This is a genomic window from Nocardioides sp. ChNu-99 (assembly GCF_029493445.1).
Lineage (GTDB): Bacteria > Actinomycetota > Actinomycetes > Propionibacteriales > Nocardioidaceae > Nocardioides.
Genome location: NZ_JAHWBL010000010.1, coordinates 63014 through 85073 on the forward strand (window position 1 = coordinate 63014; position 22060 = coordinate 85073).

At 74.7% G+C, this 22060-nt stretch carries 20 protein-coding genes; 9 read left to right on the top strand and 11 right to left on the bottom strand.

What is annotated here, in order from left to right; genetic code table 11:
- Window positions 1–94 precede the first annotated feature (94 nt).
- The 10 genes from lgt to KK617_RS05665 all read right to left on the bottom strand — a co-directional run bounded on the left by lgt (window position 95) and on the right by KK617_RS05665 (window position 9594).
- Window positions 95–1138, bottom strand: a complete 1044-nt coding sequence (gene lgt, locus KK617_RS05620; protein ID WP_277498630.1) for a prolipoprotein diacylglyceryl transferase — start codon at window positions 1136–1138, stop codon at window positions 95–97.
- 18 nt (window positions 1139–1156) lie between these two features.
- A complete protein-coding gene (locus tag KK617_RS05625) occupies window positions 1157–1834 on the bottom strand; it encodes an SCO family protein (protein WP_277498631.1) in 678 nt (225 codons plus the stop codon).
- The gene (trpA, locus tag KK617_RS05630; RefSeq protein ID WP_277498632.1) at window positions 1827–2651 is read right to left on the bottom strand and encodes a tryptophan synthase subunit alpha; all 825 of its coding nucleotides are present in this window, start codon (window positions 2649–2651) and stop codon (window positions 1827–1829) included. Before trpA ends, KK617_RS05625 begins: the two co-directional genes overlap by 8 nt.
- Window positions 2648–3883 (bottom strand): tryptophan synthase subunit beta, encoded by a 1236-nt coding sequence (gene trpB, locus KK617_RS05635; protein ID WP_277498633.1) that lies wholly within the window; start codon window positions 3881–3883, stop codon window positions 2648–2650. Before trpB ends, trpA begins: the two co-directional genes overlap by 4 nt.
- Window positions 3880–4701, bottom strand: a complete 822-nt coding sequence (gene trpC, locus KK617_RS05640) for an indole-3-glycerol phosphate synthase TrpC (RefSeq protein ID WP_277498634.1) — start codon at window positions 4699–4701, stop codon at window positions 3880–3882. Before trpC ends, trpB begins: the two co-directional genes overlap by 4 nt.
- 5 nt (window positions 4702–4706) lie before the next feature.
- Window positions 4707–4907, bottom strand: coding sequence for an HGxxPAAW family protein (locus KK617_RS05645; RefSeq protein WP_277498635.1), 201 nt, complete (start codon window positions 4905–4907; stop codon window positions 4707–4709).
- 79 nt (window positions 4908–4986) lie between these two features.
- On the bottom strand, window positions 4987–5544 hold the full coding sequence (locus KK617_RS05650; protein ID WP_277498636.1) for a Trp biosynthesis-associated membrane protein: 558 nt from the start codon (window positions 5542–5544) through the stop codon (window positions 4987–4989).
- A gap of 47 nt (window positions 5545–5591) precedes the next feature.
- Window positions 5592–5936, bottom strand: coding sequence for a phosphoribosyl-AMP cyclohydrolase (gene hisI, locus KK617_RS05655; RefSeq protein ID WP_277498637.1), 345 nt, complete (start codon window positions 5934–5936; stop codon window positions 5592–5594).
- Window positions 5937–5983: 47 nt separating this feature from the next.
- Complete coding sequence (locus KK617_RS05660; RefSeq protein ID WP_277498638.1) at window positions 5984–7810, bottom strand: ABC transporter ATP-binding protein; 1827 nt, start codon at window positions 7808–7810, stop codon at window positions 5984–5986.
- The gene (locus KK617_RS05665; protein WP_277498639.1) at window positions 7807–9594 is read right to left on the bottom strand and encodes an ABC transporter ATP-binding protein; all 1788 of its coding nucleotides are present in this window, start codon (window positions 9592–9594) and stop codon (window positions 7807–7809) included. The genes KK617_RS05660 and KK617_RS05665 overlap by 4 nt, the downstream gene beginning before the upstream one ends.
- Before the next feature lie 62 nt (window positions 9595–9656).
- Here KK617_RS05665 and KK617_RS05670 point away from each other — a divergent pair, with 62 nt between their 5' ends.
- Window positions 9657–10259 carry a nucleoside triphosphate pyrophosphatase gene (locus tag KK617_RS05670; protein ID WP_277498640.1) on the top strand — a complete coding sequence of 201 codons (603 nt, stop codon included), beginning with the start codon at window positions 9657–9659 and terminating at the stop codon, window positions 10257–10259.
- On the opposite strand, the gene KK617_RS05675 is transcribed toward KK617_RS05670, so the two are convergent.
- Window positions 10186–10728, bottom strand: a complete 543-nt coding sequence (locus tag KK617_RS05675; RefSeq protein WP_277498641.1) for a GtrA family protein — start codon at window positions 10726–10728, stop codon at window positions 10186–10188. The genes KK617_RS05670 and KK617_RS05675 overlap by 74 nt on opposite strands.
- Window positions 10729–10923: 195 nt before the next feature.
- Between KK617_RS05675 and KK617_RS05680 the strand changes: the two genes are divergently transcribed.
- The 8 genes from KK617_RS05680 to KK617_RS05715 all read left to right on the top strand — a co-directional run.
- Window positions 10924–12717, top strand: coding sequence for a biotin carboxylase N-terminal domain-containing protein (locus KK617_RS05680; protein WP_277498643.1), 1794 nt, complete (start codon window positions 10924–10926; stop codon window positions 12715–12717).
- A 124-nt stretch (window positions 12718–12841) separates the two neighbouring features.
- Window positions 12842–13831, top strand: coding sequence for a TIGR03557 family F420-dependent LLM class oxidoreductase (locus tag KK617_RS05685; RefSeq protein WP_277498644.1), 990 nt, complete (start codon window positions 12842–12844; stop codon window positions 13829–13831).
- A 146-nt stretch (window positions 13832–13977) separates the two neighbouring features.
- The gene (locus KK617_RS05690; RefSeq protein WP_277498645.1) at window positions 13978–15213 is read left to right on the top strand and encodes a hypothetical protein; all 1236 of its coding nucleotides are present in this window, start codon (window positions 13978–13980) and stop codon (window positions 15211–15213) included.
- A gap of 5 nt (window positions 15214–15218) precedes the next feature.
- Window positions 15219–16424 (top strand): hypothetical protein, encoded by a 1206-nt coding sequence (locus KK617_RS05695; protein ID WP_277498646.1) that lies wholly within the window; start codon window positions 15219–15221, stop codon window positions 16422–16424.
- Window positions 16421–17281, top strand: coding sequence for a hypothetical protein (locus tag KK617_RS05700; protein ID WP_277498647.1), 861 nt, complete (start codon window positions 16421–16423; stop codon window positions 17279–17281). Before KK617_RS05695 ends, KK617_RS05700 begins: the two co-directional genes overlap by 4 nt.
- A 76-nt stretch (window positions 17282–17357) precedes the next feature.
- Window positions 17358–20747, top strand: coding sequence for a pyruvate carboxylase (locus KK617_RS05705; RefSeq protein ID WP_277498648.1), 3390 nt, complete (start codon window positions 17358–17360; stop codon window positions 20745–20747).
- A gap of 10 nt (window positions 20748–20757) precedes the next feature.
- Complete coding sequence (locus tag KK617_RS05710; RefSeq protein WP_277498650.1) at window positions 20758–21546, top strand: PP2C family serine/threonine-protein phosphatase; 789 nt, start codon at window positions 20758–20760, stop codon at window positions 21544–21546.
- The coding region (locus KK617_RS05715; RefSeq protein WP_277498651.1) for a hypothetical protein at window positions 21543–22060 on the top strand (518 nt) is incomplete at its 3' end. The genes KK617_RS05710 and KK617_RS05715, both read left to right, overlap by 4 nt.

A 22060-nucleotide genomic window follows, 5' to 3' on the forward strand; every position in this document is an offset into this window, starting at 1 on the left:
ACCTTCGAAGGGACGACGTTGGCCCTGCAGGCGGTGAGGTTACCACCGTGAAACGTCGCTGGTGCGCGACGGCCACACGGTGGCGGTACGGCGTTCAGCCGCGCGAGCGGAACCGGCGGCGTCGCGGGGGCGCGGGCGCGCCACCCTCGGTGTCCTGGGTGGTCGCCGTGGTGCCCGTGCGACCGGCGCGGGCGTCGGCGGCGACCCCGGGCTCGGCGTCGCCAGAGTCGTCGTCAGCGTCGTCGTCAGCGTCGTCGTCAGCGGCGCCGTCCGTCACCGGGCGGCGGCCCTCGACGTACACGTCCTCCTCGCGGCCGCGGCCGCGGGTGACGACGAGGTAGATCACGGCTGCTACGAACAGCACGATCGAGGTCCACACGTTGAGTCGCAGGCCCAGCACGTCGTCGAGCTGCACCTCGTCGATGCGCAGCGACTCGGTGAAGGCCCGCCCGACGGTGTACGTCGCGACGTACAGCGCGACGACGCGACCCCCACCCAGGCGGTAGCGGCGGTCGAGCCAGATCACGAGCGCGAACGCGGCCAGGTTCCACACGAACTCGTAGAGGAACGTGGGGTGGAAGGTCTCGAACTGCGTGTAGCCGGTCGGGCGGTTCTCCAGGTCGATGCTCAGCCCCCACGGCAGGTCGGTGGGGCGGCCGAACAGCTCCTGGTTGAACCAGTTGCCCCACCGGCCGATGGCCTGGGCCACCAGCAGGCCGGGCGCCAGCGCATCGACGAGCGGCAGGAACCGGATGCCCTTGCGGCGGGCGCCGATCCAGGCGCCGAGCGCGCCGAACGCGATCGCGCCCCAGATGCCGAGGCCGCCCTCCCACAGGTAGAGCGCGCGGATCGGCTCGCGCCCCTCGCCGAAGTAGAGCTCCCAGTCGGTCGCGACGTGGTAGATCCGGGCGCCGACGATGCCGAACAGCACCGCGGGGACCGCGATGTCCTGCACGTCGCCGTACTGCCCGCCGCGGGCCACCCACCGGCGCTCGCCGATGATCACGGCGGCGACGACGCCGAGGATGATGCACAGCGCGTAACCGCGCAGGGGCAGCGGACCCAGGTGCCACACGCCCTGGTCCGGGCTGGGCAGGGCGTGGACGAGCGCCGGGAACGCGTCGAGGGCCGTGAGCATGGGGCCCATCATCGCCCGTCAGGCGGCCGGGCGCGCCAGGAGGGTCGCGACGTCCGTGGCGAGCTGGTGCGGCGAGGTGTCCCGCATCCACAGCACCGGCACGGTGTCGTCGGTGTCGACGCCGCTCACCTGGTCGTTGTGGGTGACGTCGTAGCCGCCGCTCGGCAGCCGCGCGCCCTCCTCGAAGTAGACGTGGAAGCCGTCACCGGCCTCCTGCAGCGCGGCCATGTTGCCGGTCAGCCCGACGAAGGCGGGGTCGAAGCGCTCCAGGTAGGTGCGGAGCGTGGCGACGTCGTCGCGCGCCGGGTCGGTCGTGACGAACAGGACCTGCACCCGCTCCTGGTCGGCCGGCTCGAGCCGGTCGAGGGCGTTCGCGACGTTGGCCATCACCATCTGGCAGATGTCGGGGCAGTTCGAGTAGCCGAAGAAGACGAGCGTCAGGTCGGCGGTCGAGTCGGCCGTCAGGGAGTACGGCGTGCCCTCCGCCGCGTCGCCCAGCGTCGAGGTCAGCGTCACGTCGGGGACCTGGTAGGGCGCCTGGTCGATCACCGAGCCGTAGAGCGCGTCGTCGCTGATCTCCGCGCCCACCATCGGGTTCAGCGGCTCGGCCGTGCCGCCGCAGGCGGTGAGCCCGGCGAGCGCGAGGGCGGCGACGGCGGCAGCGCGGCGTACCCGGGCCGGGGTGGACTCACGCACCGCCGGCGCTCCCCCGGCGCACGCCCGTGGCGAGCTCCTCGGTGAGGGTGCGCAGCGCGGCCAGGCCCGCCCGGCGGTCGGTGCCGGCGTCGAGCAGGGTGCGCACGAAGGCCGAGCCGACGATGACGCCGTCGGCGTACGCCGCCACGTCCGCGGCCTGGTCGCCGTTGCCGACGCCGAGGCCGACCCCGACGGGGAGGTCGGCGCCCTTCGGTTGCAGCGCCCGGGCCCGCGTGACGAGCGGGCCGCCGAGCTCGCTCGAGGTGGTGCGGGCACCGGTGACGCCCATGACGGCGGTGGCGTAGACGAAGCCGCGGCAGGCCGCCGTCGTCATCTCGACCCGCTCGTCGGTGGAGGACGGCGCGACGAGGAAGACCTTGTCGAGGTCGCGGGCGTCGGCCGCCGCGATCCACTCGGCGCCGTAGTCGGGCGTGATGTCGGGGGTGATGAGGCCCGCTCCCCCGGCCTCGGCCAGGTCGCGCGCGAACCGCTCCACGCCGTACCGCTCGACCGGGTTCCAGTAGGTCATGACGAGGGTGGGGGTGCCGGTCGCGGCGACGGCCTCGACGGTGCGCAGCACGTCGGCCACGCGGAACCCGCCGTCGAGCGCCTGCTGGGCGGCCGCCTGGATGGTGGGCCCGTCCATCACGGGGTCGCTGTAGGGCAGGCCGACCTCGATGACGTCGCAGCCGGCCTCGACCATCGTGCGCAGCGCCTCGATCGCGCCGGGCACGTCGGGGAAGCCGGCGGGCAGGTAGCCGACGAGGGCCGCGCGGCCCTCCTCGCGGGCGCGGGCGAACGCGGGAGCGGTGCTCACGCCTCGACCTCCTTCTCCGTGCGGCCGAGCCCGAACCACTCGATCGCGGTGCCCATGTCCTTGTCCCCGCGGCCCGAGAGGTTGACGAGGACCGTGGCCTCGGGCCCCTTCGTCGCCGCCAGCTCGCGGGCGACGTCGAGCGCACCGGCGACCGCGTGGGCCGACTCGATCGCGCAGATGATGCCCTCGGTGCGGGCCAGCAGGGCCATGGCGTCCATGGCGGCGGCGTCCGTGACCGGGACGTAGGTGGCCCGCCCGACGTGGGCGAGGTGGGAGTGCTGGGGGCCCACCCCGGGGTAGTCGAGGCCGGCGGAGATCGAGTGCGACTCGACGGTCTGGCCGTCGTCGTCCTGCAGCAGGAAGGTGCGGGCGCCGTGGAGCACGCCCGCCTCGCCGGCGGTGATGGTGGCCGCGTGGCGTCCCGTCGCGACCCCGTCGCCGCCGGGCTCGAAGCCGTAGACGGCCACGTCGTCGTCCTCGAGGAAGCCCGCGAAGAGCCCGATCGCGTTCGAGCCGCCGCCGACGCAGGCCGCGATGGCGTCCGGGAGCCGGCCGTAGCGCTCCAGCACCTGCGCCCGCGCCTCGTCGCCGATGCCGCGGCAGAACTCGCGCACCATCGAGGGGAACGGGTGCGGGCCCGCGGCGGTGCCGAACAGGTACGCCGTGTGGTCCACGCTGGCGACCCAGTCGCGGAACGCCTCGTTGATGGCGTCCTTGAGCGTGCCGCTGCCCGTGTCGACCGCGACGACCTCGGCGCCCAGCAGCTGCATGCGGGCGACGTTGAGCGCCTGGCGGCGCGTGTCGACAGCGCCCATGTAGATGGTGCAGTCCAGACCGAAGTACGCCGCGGCGGTCGCGCTGGCCACGCCGTGCTGGCCGGCCCCGGTCTCGGCGATGACGCGCTTCTTGCCCATCCGCTTCGTCAGCAGCGCCTGGCCCAGCACGTTGCGGATCTTGTGCGCGCCCGTGTGGTTGAGGTCCTCGCGCTTGAGCAGCACGCGGCAGCCCACCTGCTCCGACAGGCGGGTCGCCTCGTACAGCGGGCTGGGGATGCCGGCGTACTCCCGCAGGATGGTCTCGAACTCGGCCGTGAAGCCGGGGTCGGCCAGGGCGGTGTGCCACGCGTCCGTGAGCTCGTCGAGCGCGGAGACCAGCGCCTCGGGCATGAACCGGCCGCCCCACTGGCCGGCCTCGCCGAAGAAGCCGCGGTCGTCGGCGTCGAAGCGGCTCACGGGGTGACCTCCACGGTCGGCTGGGGGAACGGCTGACTGGGGGTGATGCCGGTCATGGCGCGGACGGCGCCCTCGGGGTCGCCGTCGCGCACGAGCGTCTCCCCCACGAGCACGGCGCGGGCGCCCTGCTCGACGTACCCCCGCACGTCGGCGACGCCCCCGATGCCGGACTCGGCGACGAGCACGCGGTCGGCGGGCAGGAGGGGCGCGAGACGGCCGAACGCACCGGGGTCCACGGCGAGGGTCTTGAGGTTGCGCGCGTTGACGCCCACGAGCTCCGCACCGAGGGTCACGGCGCGCTCCGTCTCGGCCTCGTCGTGCACCTCGACGAGCACGGTGAGACCGAGCTCGCGGGCCAGGTCGTGCAGGCGGTGCAGCGTCGGGTCGTCGAGCGCGGCGACGATGAGCAGCACGAGGTCGGCGCCCGCGGCACGGGCCTCGACCACCTGGTACTCCGTCACCACGAAGTCCTTGCGCAGCAGCGGCACGTCGACGGCGGCGCGCACCGCGACCAGGTCGGCCAGGGAGCCGCCGAAGCGACGCTCCTCGGTGAGCACGCTGATGGCCGCGGCGCCGCCGGCCGCGTACGCCGAGGCGAGCGCGACGGGGTCCGGGATGTCGGCCAGGTGCCCCTTGCTGGGGCTGCGCCGCTTGACCTCGGCGATGACGCTCGACCCCGCGGCGCGCAGCGCCGGCATCGGGTCCCGCGGAGGGTCGACGTCGGCCAGCCGCGCGCGCAGCCCGGCCAGGTCGACCTCGGCCTCGCGGCGCGCCAGGTCCTCGCGGACCCCTGCGACGATCTCGTCGAGGACGGTCACCGCGGTCAGTGGGTCTCCTCGTGCAGGCCGAGCTTGGCCATCACGAGGAAGAGGACGAACGAGCCGATGGCGAGACCCAGGCCGATGTAGAACACGACGAGGTTGATCGGGTCGAGCATGAGGCCCACGGACCCGACGGCGAAGCCGACCAGGGCGACCGTGACGCCCGTCCAGGCCGCGGGGGTGTTGCCGTGGTTGTTCGACATGCGGGGCTCCTCGGTCGGGGGGCAGCGTCGGCGCCGGGCTCACCGGGCCGAGACCGATCCTAGGTGGCCCGCCGAGCGGTCAGCGCGTCGGGTCCTCGCCCTCGTCGATGGCCTTCCACAGGTCGAGCGAGGTCTCGGGGGCCCGGGTCGTGGCCGTCGTCGCGGCGTCGGCGGGCGCGTCGTACCGCGAGCCCATCTCGGGCCACGACGGGGCGAGGCGCACCGCGGCGACGCAGGCGGCGAGAGCCAGCAGGGCGGCGAGGGCGGTGACCGGCAGCCACGCGGTGATCCCCGGGTCGACGTCGGTCGTGCCGCCGCGCGCGAGCTGCTCGGTCACGTCGTCGGGCAGGGTGCGCGCCGAGGTGACCGCGACGGCGACCACGCCCGCCGCCGCTAGCGCGCCGAGGGCGGCCGCGGCGCGGCGGAACCAGCCGCGCGTCACGAGGAGCACGCCCCAGCACGCGAGCAGCACGAGCCCGAGGGCGGCCGCGAGGGGGGCCTCGCCGACGTCCGTGGTCGTCGCCAGGCCGCTCGGGCCGATGCCCGCGACGCGTCCCGTCGCGCCGTCGGTGCCCACCCAGGCGCGCGTGCCGCCCAGCGCGGTGAGGCCGCTGGCGGCGAGCCCGACGAGGACCACGGGCCCGACCGTGCGGCGGCGACGCTCCGGCCCGGGGGCCGCTGCGCTCACGCGGGGCCCAGCCGGACGGCGTCGAAGCAGGTGCGGTCGCCGGTGTGGCACGCCGCGCCCTCCTGGTCGACCTTCACCAGCAGCGTGTCGCCGTCGCAGTCGAGGCGCACGTCCTTGACCCACTGGCGGTGGCCGGAGGTCTCGCCCTTCACCCAGTACTCCCGGCGGGAGCGTGACCAGTAGGTCGCACGCCCGGTCGCCAGGGTGCGGGCCAGGGCCTCGTCGTCCATCCAGCCCAGCATGAGCACCTCGCCCGTGTCGTGCTGCTGCACCACGGCGGGGACCAGGCCGTCCTCGGTGCGCTTGAGGCGGGCGGCGATCTCGGGGGCCAGGGTGCTCACCCCGCCAGTATCCGCGCCGCCCGGGACGGGGCCGTTCACCGGCCCGCTCACCGCTCGGTCGCCACGGCCTGCTGGGCCACCCACGAGCGGTGCAGCCGCGCGTAGACGCCGTCGGGCTGGGCGACGAGCGCCGCGTGCGGCCCGTGCTGCACGACCCGGCCGGCGTCGACCACGACCACCTCGTCGGCGTTCTCGGCCGTCGTCAGGCGGTGGGCGATGGTGATGGAGGTGCGGCCGTCCATGAGGGCCTCGAGCGCGCGGCTGATCCGCATCTCCAGGGCGGGGTCGACGGCGCTCGTCGCCTCGTCCAGCACGAGCAGGTCGGGGTCGGCGAGGTGGGCGCGCAGGAGGGCGACCAGCTGCCGCTCCCCCGCGGACAGCGACTCGCCGCGCTGGCCCACGCGGGTACGCACGCCCTCGGGCAGCCCGAGCAGCCAGTCGTCCACGCCGATCTCGGCAGCGGCGGCGAGCACGCGCTCCTCGTCGGCGTCGAGGTCGCCGTACCGGAGGTTGGCCAGCACCGTGTCGTCGAAGAGGAAGCCCTCCTGGGGCACCAGCACGACGCGGCGGCGCAGCGAGCCGCCCCGCACCTCGCGCAGGTCGACGCCGTCGAGCCGCACGGCGCCGTCGGTCGGGTCGGCCAGGCGCGTCAGCAGCTTGGCGATCGTCGACTTCCCCGAACCGGTCTCGCCGACGACGGCGACGCGGCGCCCCGCCTCGATGCGCAGCGTGATGCCGCGCAGCACGGGCTCGCCGCCGCCGTAGGCGAACCACACGTCGTCGAGCTCGACGTCGACCGCGCGGTCGGGCAGCTCCGCCCCGTCCTCGCCGGGGTCGACGAGCTCGGCGGGGGTGTCCAGCAGCGCCACGACCCGGCGCCAGCCCGCGATGGCGTTCTGGGCGTCGGTGAGGATCTGCGTGCCCATCTGCACCGGGCCGACGAAGAGGGTGACGAGGAAGGCGAAGGCCAGGATCTCGCCCGCGGTGACGTCACCGGCGAGCCCGAGCCAGACGCCGACCACGATGACGCCGGCGTTCGCCAGCCCGGCCGAGATGCCGCCGAGCGAGAACGAGACGGCGGTGAAACCCTGCGCCTTGGTCGCGGCGGAGCGGTACCGGTCGATCGAGGTGTCGATGCGGGCCTGGGTGCGGGCCTCCACCGCGTACGAGCGGACCACGGCCGCACCGACGACGGGCTCGGCGATGGCGGAGAGCATCACGCCGACCTGGTTGCGCACGATGCCGTAGGCCTGCGACAGCTTGCGCTGGAAGTAGCGCAGCGAGGCGAAGAGCGGGGCGAAGCAGACCCAGACCACGAGGGTGAGGCGCCAGTCGTAGACGGCCATCACGACGGTCGCGACCAGGATCTGGCCGATGCTCACGATGAACAGCACGCCGCCGAAGACGATGAACTGGCTGACCTGGTCGATGTCGCTCGTCACCCGGGAGACCAGGGCGCCGCGGCGCTCCGTGTCCTGCGTGCCCATGGGCAGGTCGTGCACGTGCCGGAACGCCTTGACCCGCAGGGTGGCCAGGCCGGTCTCGGCCGCGACGAACAGGCGGGCGGTCATGAGGTACGACGCCACGCCCGTCACCAGCACCGCGACGCCGGCGGCGACCGCCATGAGGACGGTGAAGCCGACGTCGGGGCCACCGGGCGCGCCGATGCCGCGGTCGAGCGTCTGCTGCACCGCGACGGGCACGACGACCTGGCCGACGGTGGACAGCACCGCGAGCAGCAGCGTGCCGACCATGCCGTCGACGAGCTCCGGGGAGTGGCGCACCCCCCGACGGATGGTGTCGACGGCGCCGATGTCGTCGCCCGTGCCGACGCTCGTCGTCGCACGGCGGGTCGGGCTGGTCACGGCGCTCACGCCTGGACCTCCTCGGGCAGGGCCTCGTAGGCGTTGACGAGCCGGGCGTACGCCGGGCTGCGCTCGAGCAGGGCGGCGTGGGGGCCGCGGTCGACGATGCGGCCCTGGTCGAGGTGCACGACCTCGTCGGCCAGGCTGATGGTGGCCTTGCGGTAGGCCACGACGACGACGGTGGCGCCGTCGGCGCCCTCCCGCAGCGCCGCGAGGATGCGGGCCTCGACCTCGGGGTCGACGGCGGAGGTCGCGTCGTCGAGGACGAGCAGGCGCGGGCGGCGCACGAGCGCCCGGGCCAGCGCGAGGCGCTGGCGCTGCCCGCCGGACAGGGTGGTGCCGCGCTCCCCCAGCTGGCTGTCGAGCCCCTGGGGCAGGCGAGCGACGAACCCGTCGGCCTGCGCGACCCGCAGCGCGGCCCACACCTCGTCGTCGGTGACGTCGGCACCGAGCGCGACGTTGCCCCGCACGGTGTCGTCGAAGAGGAAGGCGGTCTGCGGCACGACGGCGAGCACCTCGGCGAGCGCGCCGGGCGCAAGGTCCCGCAGGTCGGTGCCGTCCACGCGCACGTGGCCCGCGGCGGGGTCGACCAGCCGGCTCAGCAGGGCCGTCAGCGTGCTCTTGCCGGACGCCGTCGGGCCCACCAGGGCGACCGTGCGGCCCGGCTCGACCCGGAAGGACACGTCCTGCAGGACGGGGGCGGCCGCGTCGTACCCGTAGCGCACGTTCTCGACCTCGAGCAGCGCACCGCCCGCGTCGGTGCGGGGGGCGGGGCTCACGCCGTACTCCATCCCGGCCCGCTCCTCGAGCACGGCGTGCACGCGGTCGAAGCCCACGACGCTTCGCGGCAGCTCGCCGAGCAGCCAGCCGATGGAGCGGATGGGGAAGGCGACGACGGTCAGCAGGTAGGCGACCGTGACCACGGCGCCCGCGTCGGTGTCGCCGTCGAGCACGCGCACGACGCCGACCACCAGCACGAGCAGCACCCCGATGCTCGGGAGGGCGTTGAGCAGCGGGTCGAAGAGCGCCCGGCGCCGGCCCGCCTCGATGGCGACGTCGCGCAGGTCGGCGGTGCGGCGCGCGAAGCGCTCGGTCTCCTCGGCCTCGCGGCCCAGGGTCTTCACCACCAGGGCGCCCTCGAACGACTCGTGGGCGATCTCGCTGACCTCGCCGCGCAGCTCCTGCACCCGGGTCATCAGCGGGGAGGTGACGCGCTGGAACCACAGGTTGACGGCGATGACGGCCGGGAACACGAGGAGGCCCACCACGGCGAGGACGACGTCGGTGAGGAGCATCTGCGCGACGGCCACGACCATCATCGCGATGGTGCCGACGGCCATCGGCAGCGGCGCGACCGGGCCCCACGCCGCCTGGACGTCGGAGTTCGCGTTCGACAGCAGCACGCCGGTGGGGTGGCGGTGGTGCCACGACATGGGCAGCGACAGGTACTGCCGCGTGACGGCGCGGCGGTAGTGCGCCTCCATCCGGTACTGCATGATCCCGGCCCCGAGGCGCCGCGCCACGATGCCGACCGCGCGGAGGATGGCGACGCCGACGAACAGGCCGAACACCGCCCACAGCGCGCCCGCGCCCACCTCCCCGGTCTCGAAGGCGGGGAGGACGACGTGGTCGGTGGACCAGCCGAGCACCCAGGCGTCGGCCACGGTGAGGGCGCCGAAGAGCACGCTGCCGACCGCCGAGACGGTGAACACCCAGGGCTCGCGCCGGATCGCGACGCCGAGCACCTTCAGGCCGGCCGCGGTGGTGGAACGGTCGCGGGAGGAGGCTGGCACGGTGGTCCAACCTAGGAGACGGGACCGACATTCCGCACGTCGCCGGACCTAGGCTCGTGCGGGTGACGACGCTCGTGCTCGCCTCCGCCTCCCCCGCCCGCCTGGCCACCCTCCGCACGGCGGGGGTCGACCCCCTCGTGGTGGTCTCGGGCGCCGACGAGTCGGGGCTCGAGCACCTCCCCCCGGCGCAGATGGCCGGGCAGCTGGCCGTCCGCAAGGCCGACGCCGTCGTGCGCCGCGGCGGCCTCCCCGACGACGCCCTGGTCCTCGGGTGCGACTCGGTGCTCGAGGTGGACGGCGTCGCCCACGGCAAGCCGGGTACGGCGGAGGTGGCGACGCGGCGCTGGCAGCAGGTGCGCGGGCGCTCCGGCGTGCTCCACACCGGGCACGCGCTCGTGCACCTGGCCGGTGACCGGAGCACGACCGCGGTCGCCTCGACCGTCGTGCACTTCGCGGACGTCGACGACGAGGAGGTCGCCGCCTACGTGGCGACCGGGGAGCCGCTCGGCGTCGCCGGCGGGTTCACGCTGGAGGGGCGGGGCGCCGCGTTCGTCACGGGCGTCGAGGGCGACCCCCACAACGTGGTCGGGGTCAGCGTGCCTCTCCTGCGGACCCTGTGCGCCGACCTGGGGCTGCGGTGGACGGACCTGTGGTCTCCCCGATGACGGCGGCCGGCAGCGTCCTCGCCCGCTGCACGGGGCTGTTGAAGACGTAGGTGCGGAACAGGTAGAAGCGGGCGACGAAGCCGGCCGACAGCCCGATGACGTTCGCCGAGACGTTGTCGGCTACGGGGTCGCTCAGGCCGAGCACCGAGCGGCTGAACCACAGGCACGCCATCGGCAGGACCATCGTCACCACGTTGATCGCGACGTAGGCCAGGAAACCGCCGTCGGCCCCCGGGGCCTGGCGGTGCCGGAAGACCCACCGCTTGGTGCCGCTGTAGCTGACGAGCATGCCGACCGTGTTGGCCAGCACGTACGACGAGTAGGGCCGGTCGCCCAGCACGGGGTCGACCACCCAGGCGCCGTGGAGCAGGGCGTTGAAGAGCACGAAGGACACGAGGGTCGCGAGGACGCCGACGAGGCTGAACTTGCTGACCTCGGCGGCCAGCCGTCGCCACCGCCGCCGTCCCATGGGTCGCAGGCTATCCTCCGCGCGCCCCGGGCGTCGCACGCCGCCCCGCGGGGCGGTGCGGTACGCCGTACCGGCCGACAGGGACCGAATTCCGGATCCGCTCGCTCACGACGGCCCGGGTGCCCCTAGACTCCGCTGCGGTGGCGCCGCGGGGCGCGCCGTGAGTCGAGTGACCCGAGCCTTCGAGGAGTGCCCGTGCCCGAGATCAAGCCCTTGCGTCGCGTCCTCATCGCCAACCGCGGTGAGATCGCCGTGCGCGTCATCCGCGCCTGCAAGGACGCCGGCATCGGCAGCGTCGCCGTCTACGCCGAGCCCGACCGCGACGCCCTGTTCGTGCGGCTCGCCGACGAGGCGCACTCGCTCGGCGGCGCGACGCCCGCCGACTCCTACCTCGACATCGCGAAGATCATCGCGGTCGCCGAGAAGTCCGGCGCCGACTCGGTGCACCCGGGCTACGGCTTCCTCGCCGAGAACGCCGACTTCGCCCAGGCCGTCATCGACGCCGGGCTGACCTGGATCGGTCCCCCGCCGGCGGCGATCGAGGCGCTGGGCGACAAGGCCAAGGCCAAGCACATCGCGGTGAAGGCGAACGCGCCGCTCGCGCCCGGCACCAAGGACCCGCTGGCCGACGCCGACGAGGCCGTCGCCTTCGCGCAGGAGCACGGCCTGCCCATCGCCATCAAGGCGGTGTACGGCGGTGGCGGGCGCGGCCTCAAGGTCGCCCGCACCATCGAGGAGATCCCCGACGCCTTCGAGTCGGCGGTCCGCGAGGCGGTCGGCGCGTTCGGTCGCGGCGAGTGCCTGGTGGAGAAGTTCCTCGACAAGCCCCGCCACGTCGAGACCCAGTGCCTGGCGGACCAGCACGGCAACGTCGTCGTCGTCTCCACCCGCGACTGCTCGCTGCAGCGGCGCAACCAGAAGCTCGTCGAGGAGGCCCCCGCGCCGTTCCTGTCCGAGGCGCAGCTCACCGAGCTCTACGAGTCGTCGAAGCGGATCCTGCGGGAGGCCGGCTACCACGGCGCCGGCACCTGCGAGTTCCTCGTCGCCCAGGACGGCTCGATCTCCTTCCTCGAGGTCAACACCCGGCTGCAGGTCGAGCACTGCGTCTCCGAGGAGGTCACGGGCATCGACCTGGTCCGCGAGATGTTCCGCATCGCGGCCGGCGAGGAGCTGGGCTACGACGACCCCGAGATCCGCGGCCACTCCATCGAGTTCCGCATCAACGCCGAGGACGGCGGGCGCAACTTCATGCCCGCGCCCGGCACGCTCACGAAGTGGTCGCCCCCGCAGGGCCCCGGCGTCCGGGTCGACGGCGGCTACGAGAACGGCGAGACGATCCCCGGCGCGTTCGACTCCCTCATCGCCAAGCTCATCGTCACCGGCCGCGACCGCACCCAGGCGCTCGAGCGCTCCCGCCGGGCGCTCGCCGAGTTCGAGGTCGACGGCATGCCGACCGTCATCCCGTTCCACCGCACGGTCGTGGAGGACCCGGCGTACGTCGGCGCCTCGACCCCCAGCGGCGAGGGCGAGTTCACGGTCTACACGCAGTGGATCGAGACCGACTTCGACAACCAGATCGAGCCCTACGCGGGCGCGGCCGGCGAGGCCGAGGAGCAGGGCGAGCGCCAGACGGTCGTCGTCGAGGTCGGCGGTCGCCGCCTCGAGGTCGTGCTCCCCGCCGGGCTCGGCGGGGTCGCCGCCGCGGGCGCAGGTGCGGGCGGCGCGAAGAAGCCGAAGCGCAGCGGCGCCAAGAAGGCCGGCGCGGCCGCCTCGGGCGACTCCGTCACCTCCCCCATGCAGGGCACGATCGTCAAGGTCGTCGTCGCCGAGGGCGACGAGGTCGCCGAGGGCGACACGATCGTCGTGCTCGAGGCCATGAAGATGGAGCAGCCGCTCAAGGCGCACAAGGCGGGCACCGTGACGGGCCTGACCGCCGAGGTCGGCGCCACCGTCACGAACGGCGCCGTCGTCTGCGAGCTCAAGGACTGACGGGCCCCGTCACCAGCACGCCGGCACGCACCGGTACGACGCCGGGTCGCCCCTCGCGGGCGGCCCGGCGTCGTGCGTCCCCGGCCCCGCCAGGGCGTTTGGACCGGCGTGCTCGGGTGGATCCATGACGACCCGTTTCGGCTACACCCTCATGACAGAGCAGTCCGGCCCCAAGGACCTCGTGCGTCACGCCGTCGCGGCGGAGCAGGTCGGGTTCGACTTCGAGGTCTCCAGCGACCACTACTTCCCGTGGCTCTCGGCGCAGGGGCACGCGCCGTACGCCTGGAGCGTGCTCGGCGCCGTCGCCCACGCCACCGAGCGGGTGGACCTGATGACCTACGTGACCTGCCCGACGATCCGCTACCACCCCGCCGTCGTCGCCCAGAAGGCCGCCACGCTGGGGCTGCTGTCCGACAACCGCTTCACGCTCGGCCTCGGCGCCGGCGAGAACCTCAACGAGCACGTCGTCGGCGAGGGCTGGCCGAGCGTCGACGCCCGCCAGGACATGCTGGTCGAGGCCGTCGAGATCATCCGGGCGCTGCACACGGGCGAGCTGACGACGTGGGAGGGCGACTACTTCCGGGTCGACTCGGCCCGCGTGTGGGACCTGCCCGACGAGCCGGTCGACATCGGCATCGCGGTCGGCGGCGAGAAGGCCGTGCACCGCTTCGGCCCGCTCGCCGACCACCTCGTCGCCACGGAGCCGGATGCCGGGCTCATCGAGACGTGGAACGCGACCGAGGGGGCCCCGCGCATCGGCTCGCCCGGCCGGGCCGTCGGCCAGATCCCCATCGCCTGGGGCCGCGACGTCGAGGAGGCCACGCAGCGGGCCCACGAGCAGTTCCGCTGGTTCGCCGGTGGCTGGGCGGTCAACGCCGACCTGCCGACCACGGCCGGCTTCGCGGGCGCGACGCAGTACGTGCGCCCCGAGGACGTCGCCGAGACCATCCCGTGCGGGCCCGACCTCGACGCCGTCGTCGAGGCCGTCAAACCGTTCTGGGAGGCCGGGTTCACCGACATCGCCCTCGTGCAGGTCGGCGGGGACACCGTCGACGAGTTCCTCGCCGAGGCCGCCGAGCCCCTGCTCGAGAAGCTGCGGGCCGCGGCGCCCTGATCCGGGGCTCCCCCGCTCCACCAGCACGACCCATGCGCCCGGCCCGCACACCCGCGGGCCGGGCGCGTGCCGCAGAATGGGCGTGGCCGGCGAGGGGCGGCCACGGCGCCGGGCGCCGGTACGACGCGCGAGGGGGGCACCGACACGTGGCCGAGGACGAGCTGACCGCGGTCATCACCGCTCTCGACGAGACAGGCCTGTACGTCGCGCCCAGCGCCGCCCCCATGCTGACCCCCGACGAGGTCGCGGCCGTCACCGAGAACCTCGCCACCCTGGAGGCGGCGGGAGCGCCGGTGTACGTCGTGGTCGCCGATCTCCAGGGCCAGGACTTCGCCGGTGACATGGACAACCTGCTCGTCTCGGTGCACGACGAGACGGGCGGGGACGGTCTGTACCTCGGTACGGACTGGTTCTACGAGCCGGCCTACGTCGAGGAGAACGGCGGCCCCGAGTACACCCTCACCGAGCAGCAGTGGGGCACCTCGGTCGCGCTGCCCGACACGTTCGACGCCCTCGACGTCGACGTGGTCGAGCCGGAGCTGGGGCCGGCGCTCGTGCGGCTCACCGACGCCCTGGTGTCCTACGCCACCACGAGCGAGCAGACGGAGTGGCTGGACTACCAGGAGGAGGTCCGCGAGACCCGTGAGGAGAGCTACGCGCAATCGCCGTCCGCCGACGGTGACGGGCTGGGGACCGGCGCCACGGCCGGCATCCTGCTGGGGGGCGTGCTGCTGGTCGCCCTGGTCGTCCGCGCCGTGCGTCGACGACCGTCGAGTGCCGGCGCTCCCGCGGGAACGGCCCGTGACGGCGCCTTCGTCCTGCCCCCGTCCGCCCTGGAGCTCGTGCGCTCGGCGCGCGACGCCGGCGTGGTCGGCCGCGCACGCGACGAGCTGCTCGCGCTGGGCGAGGCCGTCGACGCCGCGGAGCTGACCCCGAGGGGCGACGCCGCGGCGTGGCAGTCCGCGCTCGACCACTACGACGCCGCTCGACGGGTCCTGCGCCCTGAGGATCCCACGGACGACGTGCCCCTCCTCGACGGCGTCGGCGGCCTGGTGCTGGCCCAGCGCGGGCGCGCCGCCCTGACCGCGGCGCTCCGGGGACGGGCGTACTCGCCCACACCGCCGTGCCTGCTCAACCCCCTCCACGGGCCCGGCGAGAACGTGCGCGACGTCGAGGTGGCCGGTGAGCGGCTGCACGCGCCGCTGTGCAACCGGTGCCGGCGTGACCTGAAGAAGGGCGCACGGCCCGAGATCCTGGACGTCATGGTCGACGGCCGGCCGCGGCACTACTTCGAGAGCGGCGTGGAGCCCTGGGCCTCGACCGGCTTCGGGGCGCTCCAGCCCGACCTGGTCGGGGCGGTCCACCGCCTGCGGCAGCGGTGAGCGCCGTGACCGCGTTCCCGGACGACGACCTCGGCCCCGCGCCCGACGTCGACGACGTCGTGGCCGCGCTGCGCGAGGACCCGGTGCTCGTGCACCCGCTCTTCGGCAACGGCGCGCGCGACGCCGTGGACGCCGCCCTCACCGCCCGGGCCGAGGCAGCGCGCGCGGAGGGCGTCCCCGTGTACGTCGCCCTCGTGCCCGGGGTCCCGGGTCTCGCCGAGGGCGACTACGGGAGCGAGGCAGCCGAGGAGCTCGCGATCCTGCTGTCGCGTCAGCTCGGCGACGGGTACTACCTCACGGCGACGGAGCCGCACTCGAACGTCTCCGCGTCCCTCGGGACCGGCGAGTGGGCCCAGACGTACCTCGACTACGTGCCGGGCCAGGGTGACGGCGGCCGGTCGTCCCTCGTGGGCGACGTCGCCTGGAGCCTGGACCAGCTGGCTGGCACCGAGGACGACCCGGGGCAGTACGTCACCGGCATGTGGCAGCGGCCGGACTGGGACGTCGGGGACGACGGCCCCTCCGACGCCTTCACCGCCTCCTTCGTGCCCGCGCTCGCCTTCGTCGCCGTCGGGATCGGCGTGACCCTCCTGCTCCGCAACGTGGCCCGCTGGAGGGAGACGGCACCCGTGGCAGCGCGCACGCAGCGCAGCGGCGACGTCGCCGTCGCCTCCCCGACGCCGGGCGGCGCCGGGGTCGACTCGCCCGACGGCCTGCGCGCTCTCGAGCAGACCGCCCGCCGCGAGCTCGACGCCGTCGGACGTCGTCGCGCGGAGCGGGCGGGCCGACCGCTCGACGCCACCACCCGCACCCGGGTGGACGGCTCGTACGCCACCGCCCAGGCCGTCCTCGACAGCGCGTCGCCCGGCCGGACCCGACGGGCGGACCTCGTGGGGGCCCTCGTCCTCGCCCGGGTCGCGGCCGCGGCTCTCGACGAGCCGGGGCGAGCGCCGTACCGACCCTGCTTCGTGAACCCGCTGCACGGACGTGCCGAGCGCACCCGCGAGGTGACCGGCTCCGGGGTCGAGGTCCCCGTGTGCCGGGCCTGCGCGGTCGGCGCCATCACCGACCCGCTGACCGTGCGTCACGGCCTGCGGCGCAGGCCCTACTACGAGACCGGGAGCGTGTGGGCGCGCACGGGGTACGGCGCCCTCGTCGACGACCTGTGGAGCGAGGTCGGCCGGGCGCGCGCCGGAGGGGGGACGTCGTGAACGCGTTCCTCCGTTCCCGCACCCTCGCCTGGGCCGTCGGCCTCGCGTGCGGCGGCCTCGCGGCCGTCGGCGCGTGGCGCGACCCAGGTGCCCCGGGAGCGCCGCGTGACGACCTCGCGGCGGGCGACGTCCTGAGGGACGCCATGGACGCCTGGGCGGCCGGCGACCACGTCGTCGTCGCCCCCGGGAGCAGCGCACTGCTCGCCCCGGAGGAGGAGGCGGAGGTGGAGCGGGTGGTCGCCGAGGAGGGCGCCCCCCTCTACGTGCTCGTCGTCGAGCAGTCCTGGAACGCGGGCTACGCCCAGGCCGGCCACGCCCTCGACCAGCTCATGGCCGCCGTCGAGGTCGACGGGGTCGTCGTGATCTGGGAGGGCGACGGGAACGGCGACGTGGCCCTGACGGGCCACCGGACGATGCCGCCCTCGTACCGTCTCGAGGAGGCCGGCGTCGTGCTGGCACCGCAGGACGCCGCGGTCTACGACCGGATCTCCTCCTACGAGATGCTCGGCCGGGCCGAGGACCGGCTCACCGAGTGGGCGCGCGCCATCCCGCCCGACATCACCGCCGTCGAGGCGACGGCGGACGAACCGGACGACCGCCGGGGGGACGCCGTGCTCGGGGTCGTCGCGGGGGTCCTGGCGGGCCTTGCCGTCAGCGGCGTGCTGTGGATCCTCGTCGGGATCGTGCGCGTCCGCACCGGCCGCTCGTTCGCGAACCAGCCGCTCGCCGGCGGATCGCCCGGGCGGTCGTCCTCGGACCGGTCGCGTCCGGTCGACCTGCGCAAGCGGCAGGGACGTGGGTCCGGCCCACGGTCCGGCCGCGAGCCCCGCCGGCCTGCCCGCAGGCGTCGGCGCTGAACCTCCGCCGTACCCGACCGTCCGCCACCCGGGCCTCGTGCACCCGCACGGGTGAGGTTGTGGATAGCCTCCCCCCATGTTCTCCAAGGTGCTGGTGGCCAACCGGGGCGAGATCGCGATCCGAGCGTTCCGGGCGGCGTACGAGCTCGACGTCCGGACCGTCGCCGTCTTCCCCCACGAGGACCGCTGGTCGGAGCACCGGCTGAAGGCCGACGAGGCCTACGAGATCGGGGAGCGCGGCCACCCGGTGCGCAACTACCTCGACCCCGACGCCGTGGTCGCGGCGGCCGTGGCCTGCGGTGCGGACGCGGTCTACCCGGGCTACGGGTTCCTGTCGGAGAACCCCGCGCTCGCCGAGGCGTGCGCGAACGCCGGCATCACGTTCGTGGGCCCCACCTCGGAGATCCTCGAGCTGACCGGCAACAAGGCCCGCGCCATCGCCGCCGCCAAGGAGGCCGGCGTGCCCGTGCTGGCCAGCGTCGAGCCGTCCACCGACGTGGACGCGATCGTCGAGGCCGCGTCGTCGCTGCCCTACCCGCTCTTCGTCAAGGCCGTCGCCGGTGGCGGCGGGCGCGGCATGCGTCGCGTCGAGCGCCCCGAGGCGCTGCGCGAGGCGGTCGAGACGTGCATGCGCGAGGGCGAGGCCGCGTTCGGCGACCCGACCGTCTTCGTCGAGCAGGCCGTCGTCGAGCCGCGCCACATCGAGGTGCAGATCCTGGCCGACGGCGCCGGTGACGTCATCCACCTGTTCGAGCGCGACTGCTCGGTGCAGCGGCGCCACCAGAAGGTCATCGAGATCGCGCCCGCGCCGAACCTCGACCCGGCGCTGCGCGACCGCATGTGCGCCGACGCCGTGAGGTTCGCGCGCCACATCGGCTACCGCAACGCGGGCACCGTCGAGTTCCTGCTCGACCCCGACGGCAACTACGTCTTCATCGAGATGAACCCGCGCATCCAGGTCGAGCACACGGTGACCGAGGAGGTCACCGACGTCGACCTCGTGCAGTCCCAGCTGCGCATCGCCGCCGGGGAGACGCTGGCCGACCTCGGCCTGTCGCAGGACACGGTGCGGCTGCGCGGGGCGGCGCTGCAGTGCCGGATCACGACCGAGGACCCGGCCAACGACTTCCGGCCCGACACCGGCAAGATCTCCACCTACCGCTCCCCCGGCGGCCCGGGCGTGCGCGTCGACGGGGGTACGACGTACGCCGGCGCCGAGATCAGCCCGCACTTCGACTCGATGCTGGCCAAGCTCACGTGCCGGGGCCGCACGTTCGAGAAGGCCGTCGAGAAGGCGCGCCGCGCGGTCGCCGAGTTCCGCATCCGCGGCGTGCGCACCAACATCTCGTTCCTCTCCGGCGTGCTCGCCGACCCCGACTTCACCGCCGGGCGGGTGACGACGAGCTTCATCGAGACCCACCCCGAGCTGCTGACCGCGCGCCCGTCGGCCGACCGCGGCACGAAGCTGCTGCGCTACCTCGCCGACGTCACCGTCAACAAGCCGCACGGCGAGGCGCCGGTCACCCTCGACCCGGCCACGAAGCTGCCGGCCGTCGAGGAGGCGGTGCCCGCACCGGACGGCTCCCGCCAGCTCCTGCTGGAGGTCGGCCCCGAGGAGTTCGCGCGACGGCTGCGCGCGCAGACCCAGGTGGCGGTCACCGACACCACGTTCCGCGACGCCCACCAGTCGCTGCTCGCCACCCGCGTGCGCACCCGTGACCTGATGGCCGCGGCGCCCGTCGTGGCCCGCACGCTGCCGCAGCTGTGGTCGCTCGAGGCGTGGGGCGGCGCGACGTACGACGTGGCGCTGCGCTTCCTGTCCGAGGACCCGTGGGAGCGCCTGGCCCAGCTGCGCCAAGCGGTGCCGAACATCCAGCTGCAGATGCTGCTGCGCGGGCGCAACACGGTGGGCTACACGCCGTACCCCACGGAGGTGACCGACGCCTTCGTCGCGGAGGCCGCGGCGACCGGCATCGACGTCTTCCGCGTCTTCGACGCCCTCAACGACGTCGCCCAGATGCGTCCCGCCATCGACGCCGTGCGCGCCACCGGCACGACCGTCGCCGAGGTCGCGCTCTGCTACACCGGCGACCTGTCGGACCCGGGCGAGCGGCTCTACACGCTCGACTACTACCTGCGCCTGGCCGAGGAGATCGTCGAGGCCGGCGCCCACGTGCTGGCCGTCAAGGACATGGCGGGCCTGCTCCGCGCGCCCGCCGCCCGCACGCTCGTCACCGCGCTCCGTGAGCGCTTCGACCTGCCGGTGCACCTGCACACCCACGACACCGCCGGCGGCCAGCTCGCGACCCTGCTCTCCGCGATCGACGCCGGGGTGGACGCCGTGGACGCGGCGACCGCGACCATGGCGGGCACCACCAGCCAGCCGTCGCTGACGGCCCTCGTGGCCGCCACCGACCACTCGGCGCGCGAGACCGGCCTCGACCTCGCGGCCGTCGGCGCGCTGGAGCCCTACTGGGAGGCGGTGCGCCGGGTCTACGCCCCCTTCGAGTCCGGCCTGTCCTCGCCCACCGGCCGCGTCTACCGCCACGAGATCCCCGGCGGCCAGCTCTCCAACCTGCGCCAGCAGGCCGCGGCGCTGGGTCTCGCCGAGAAGTTCGAGCAGATCGAGGACACCTACGCCGCCGCGAACGACATCCTCGGCAACATCCCGAAGGTGACACCGTCGTCGAAGGTGATCGGCGACCTCGCCCTCCACCTCGTCGGCACGGGCGCCGACACCCCCGAGAAGATCGCCGACTTCGCCGAGAACCCGGGCGACTACGACCTGCCCGACTCCGTCATCGGGTTCCTCTCCGGCGAGCTGGGCGACCCGCCCGGCGGCTGGCCCGAGCCGTTCCGCACCAAGGCGCTCGAGGGCCGCACGTGGAAGCAGCCCGCGGCCGAGCTGACCGACGAGCAGCGCGCCGGGCTCGCCTCGGACCCGCGCGGCACCCTCAACGAGCTGCTCTTCCCCGGCCCGACGAAGGACTTCCGCGCGGCCCGCGAGACGTACGGCGACGTCGGCCGCATCCCGACGCTCGACTACCTCTACGGCCTGCGCCGCGGCGAGGAGCACACCGTCGAGCTCGACGAGGGCAAGACCCTCATCCTCGGCCTCGAGGCCGTGAGCGAGCCCGACGAGCGCGGCTTCCGCACCGTCATGTGCACCATCAACGGCCAGCTGCGGCCGCTGTCGGTGCGCGACCGCTCCATCGCCGCCGACGACCAGAGCACGGAGAAGGCCGACCCGAGCGATCCCACCCACGTGGCCGCCCCGTTCCAGGGCGTGGTCACCGTCGTGGTCGGCGAGGGCGAGGAGGTGGAGGCCGGCGCGGTACTGGCCACCATCGAGGCGATGAAGATGGAGGCCGCCATCACGGCGCCGCGCGCCGGCACCGTCCGGCGCCTCGCCCTGACCGGCACCCGCCCCGTCGAGGGCGGCGACCTCGTCGCCGTCGTGGAGTAGGGCGCACGTCGTGGCCAGGCACGCACCGGCGCCCGTCCCCTTCGACACCGACCGGGGAGCGGCGAGCGACGTGGGCGTGCGCCGTCGCGAGAACGAGGACGCGTGGCACGCCGACGACCGGGTCTGCCTGGTCGCCGACGGCATGGGCGGGCACCACGACGGAGCCGCCGCCGCGGCGCTCGTGGCGCGCACCCTGGCCGAGCAGCCCTGGACGTACGGCGTGGACGCCGCCGGCCTGCGGGCCGCCGTGTCCGAGGCGAGCCGCCGCGTGGCGGGCCTGGCCGACGGGGCGGGCGCCGCCCCGGGCTCGACCCTGACCGGCGTCGCGGTGGCGGAGCAGGACGGGCGAGCGGGGTGGCTGGTGTTCCACCTCGGGCAGTCCCGCGCGTACCTGCTGCGCGACGGCGCCCTCACCTGCCTCACCACCGACCACACCCGGCGCCAGGAGCTGCTCGACCAGGGGGTCGGCGTGGCCGGGGCGGACGTGGCCGACGACGGACACGTGCTCACCCGGGCCCTCGGCGCGGGCCAGGGCACGGCTGAGGGTGACGCACCCGAGCTCGACGTCACCTTCCACCCGGCCCGGGCGGGCGACCGGGTGCTCCTGTGCACCGACGGCGTCTGCGGCGAGCTGACCGACCAGCTCGTCACCGCCGTGCTGCTCGCGCACCCCGACCCCCGGCTCGCCGCCGAGACCCTGGTGGCGGCCGCCGTCGACGCGGGCGGGCGCGACAACGCGACCGCGGTGGTGCTCGACGCCCGACGCACGGGCCGCCTCGCGACGGGGGGCGGTCGATGACCCGCCCCGGCGGCCGGCCCCCGGCCCACTTCCTCCACCTCCCCGGGGACCACCTCGGCGTCGTCTGCGAGGCGGGCGTCGCCATCGTCGACCGCACCGTCGGGGCACCCGCCGCGACCGTGCTGTGGGAGGTGCTGAGCGAGGGCGCCGACCTCGGCGTGTTCCTCGCGGCGCTCGGCGCGGTGAGCGAGCGCACCCTGCTCGACCTGCCGCCGTTCGCGATCGCCCTGTGGTCGGGCCCGACCCCCGAGCGTCGCACCCACCTCGCCGCCCGCGGCACGGGCTTCGTCGCCAGCGCGAGCGGCGACACCGACCACGCCGTGGCGGGCACCGGGGCCGCCACCTGGACCGAGCGCACCGTGGACGGCGCCCAGCGCATCGCCGTGCGGGCCACCCCGCCGGGCGCGAGCGGCGACGCCACGCCCACGGCGCCACCGCCCGCGCTCCCCATCGTCTCCGGGGTCGCGCCCGCCCGCCGGCTGCACTCCCCCGGCTGGGGCCGCTCCGACGCGGG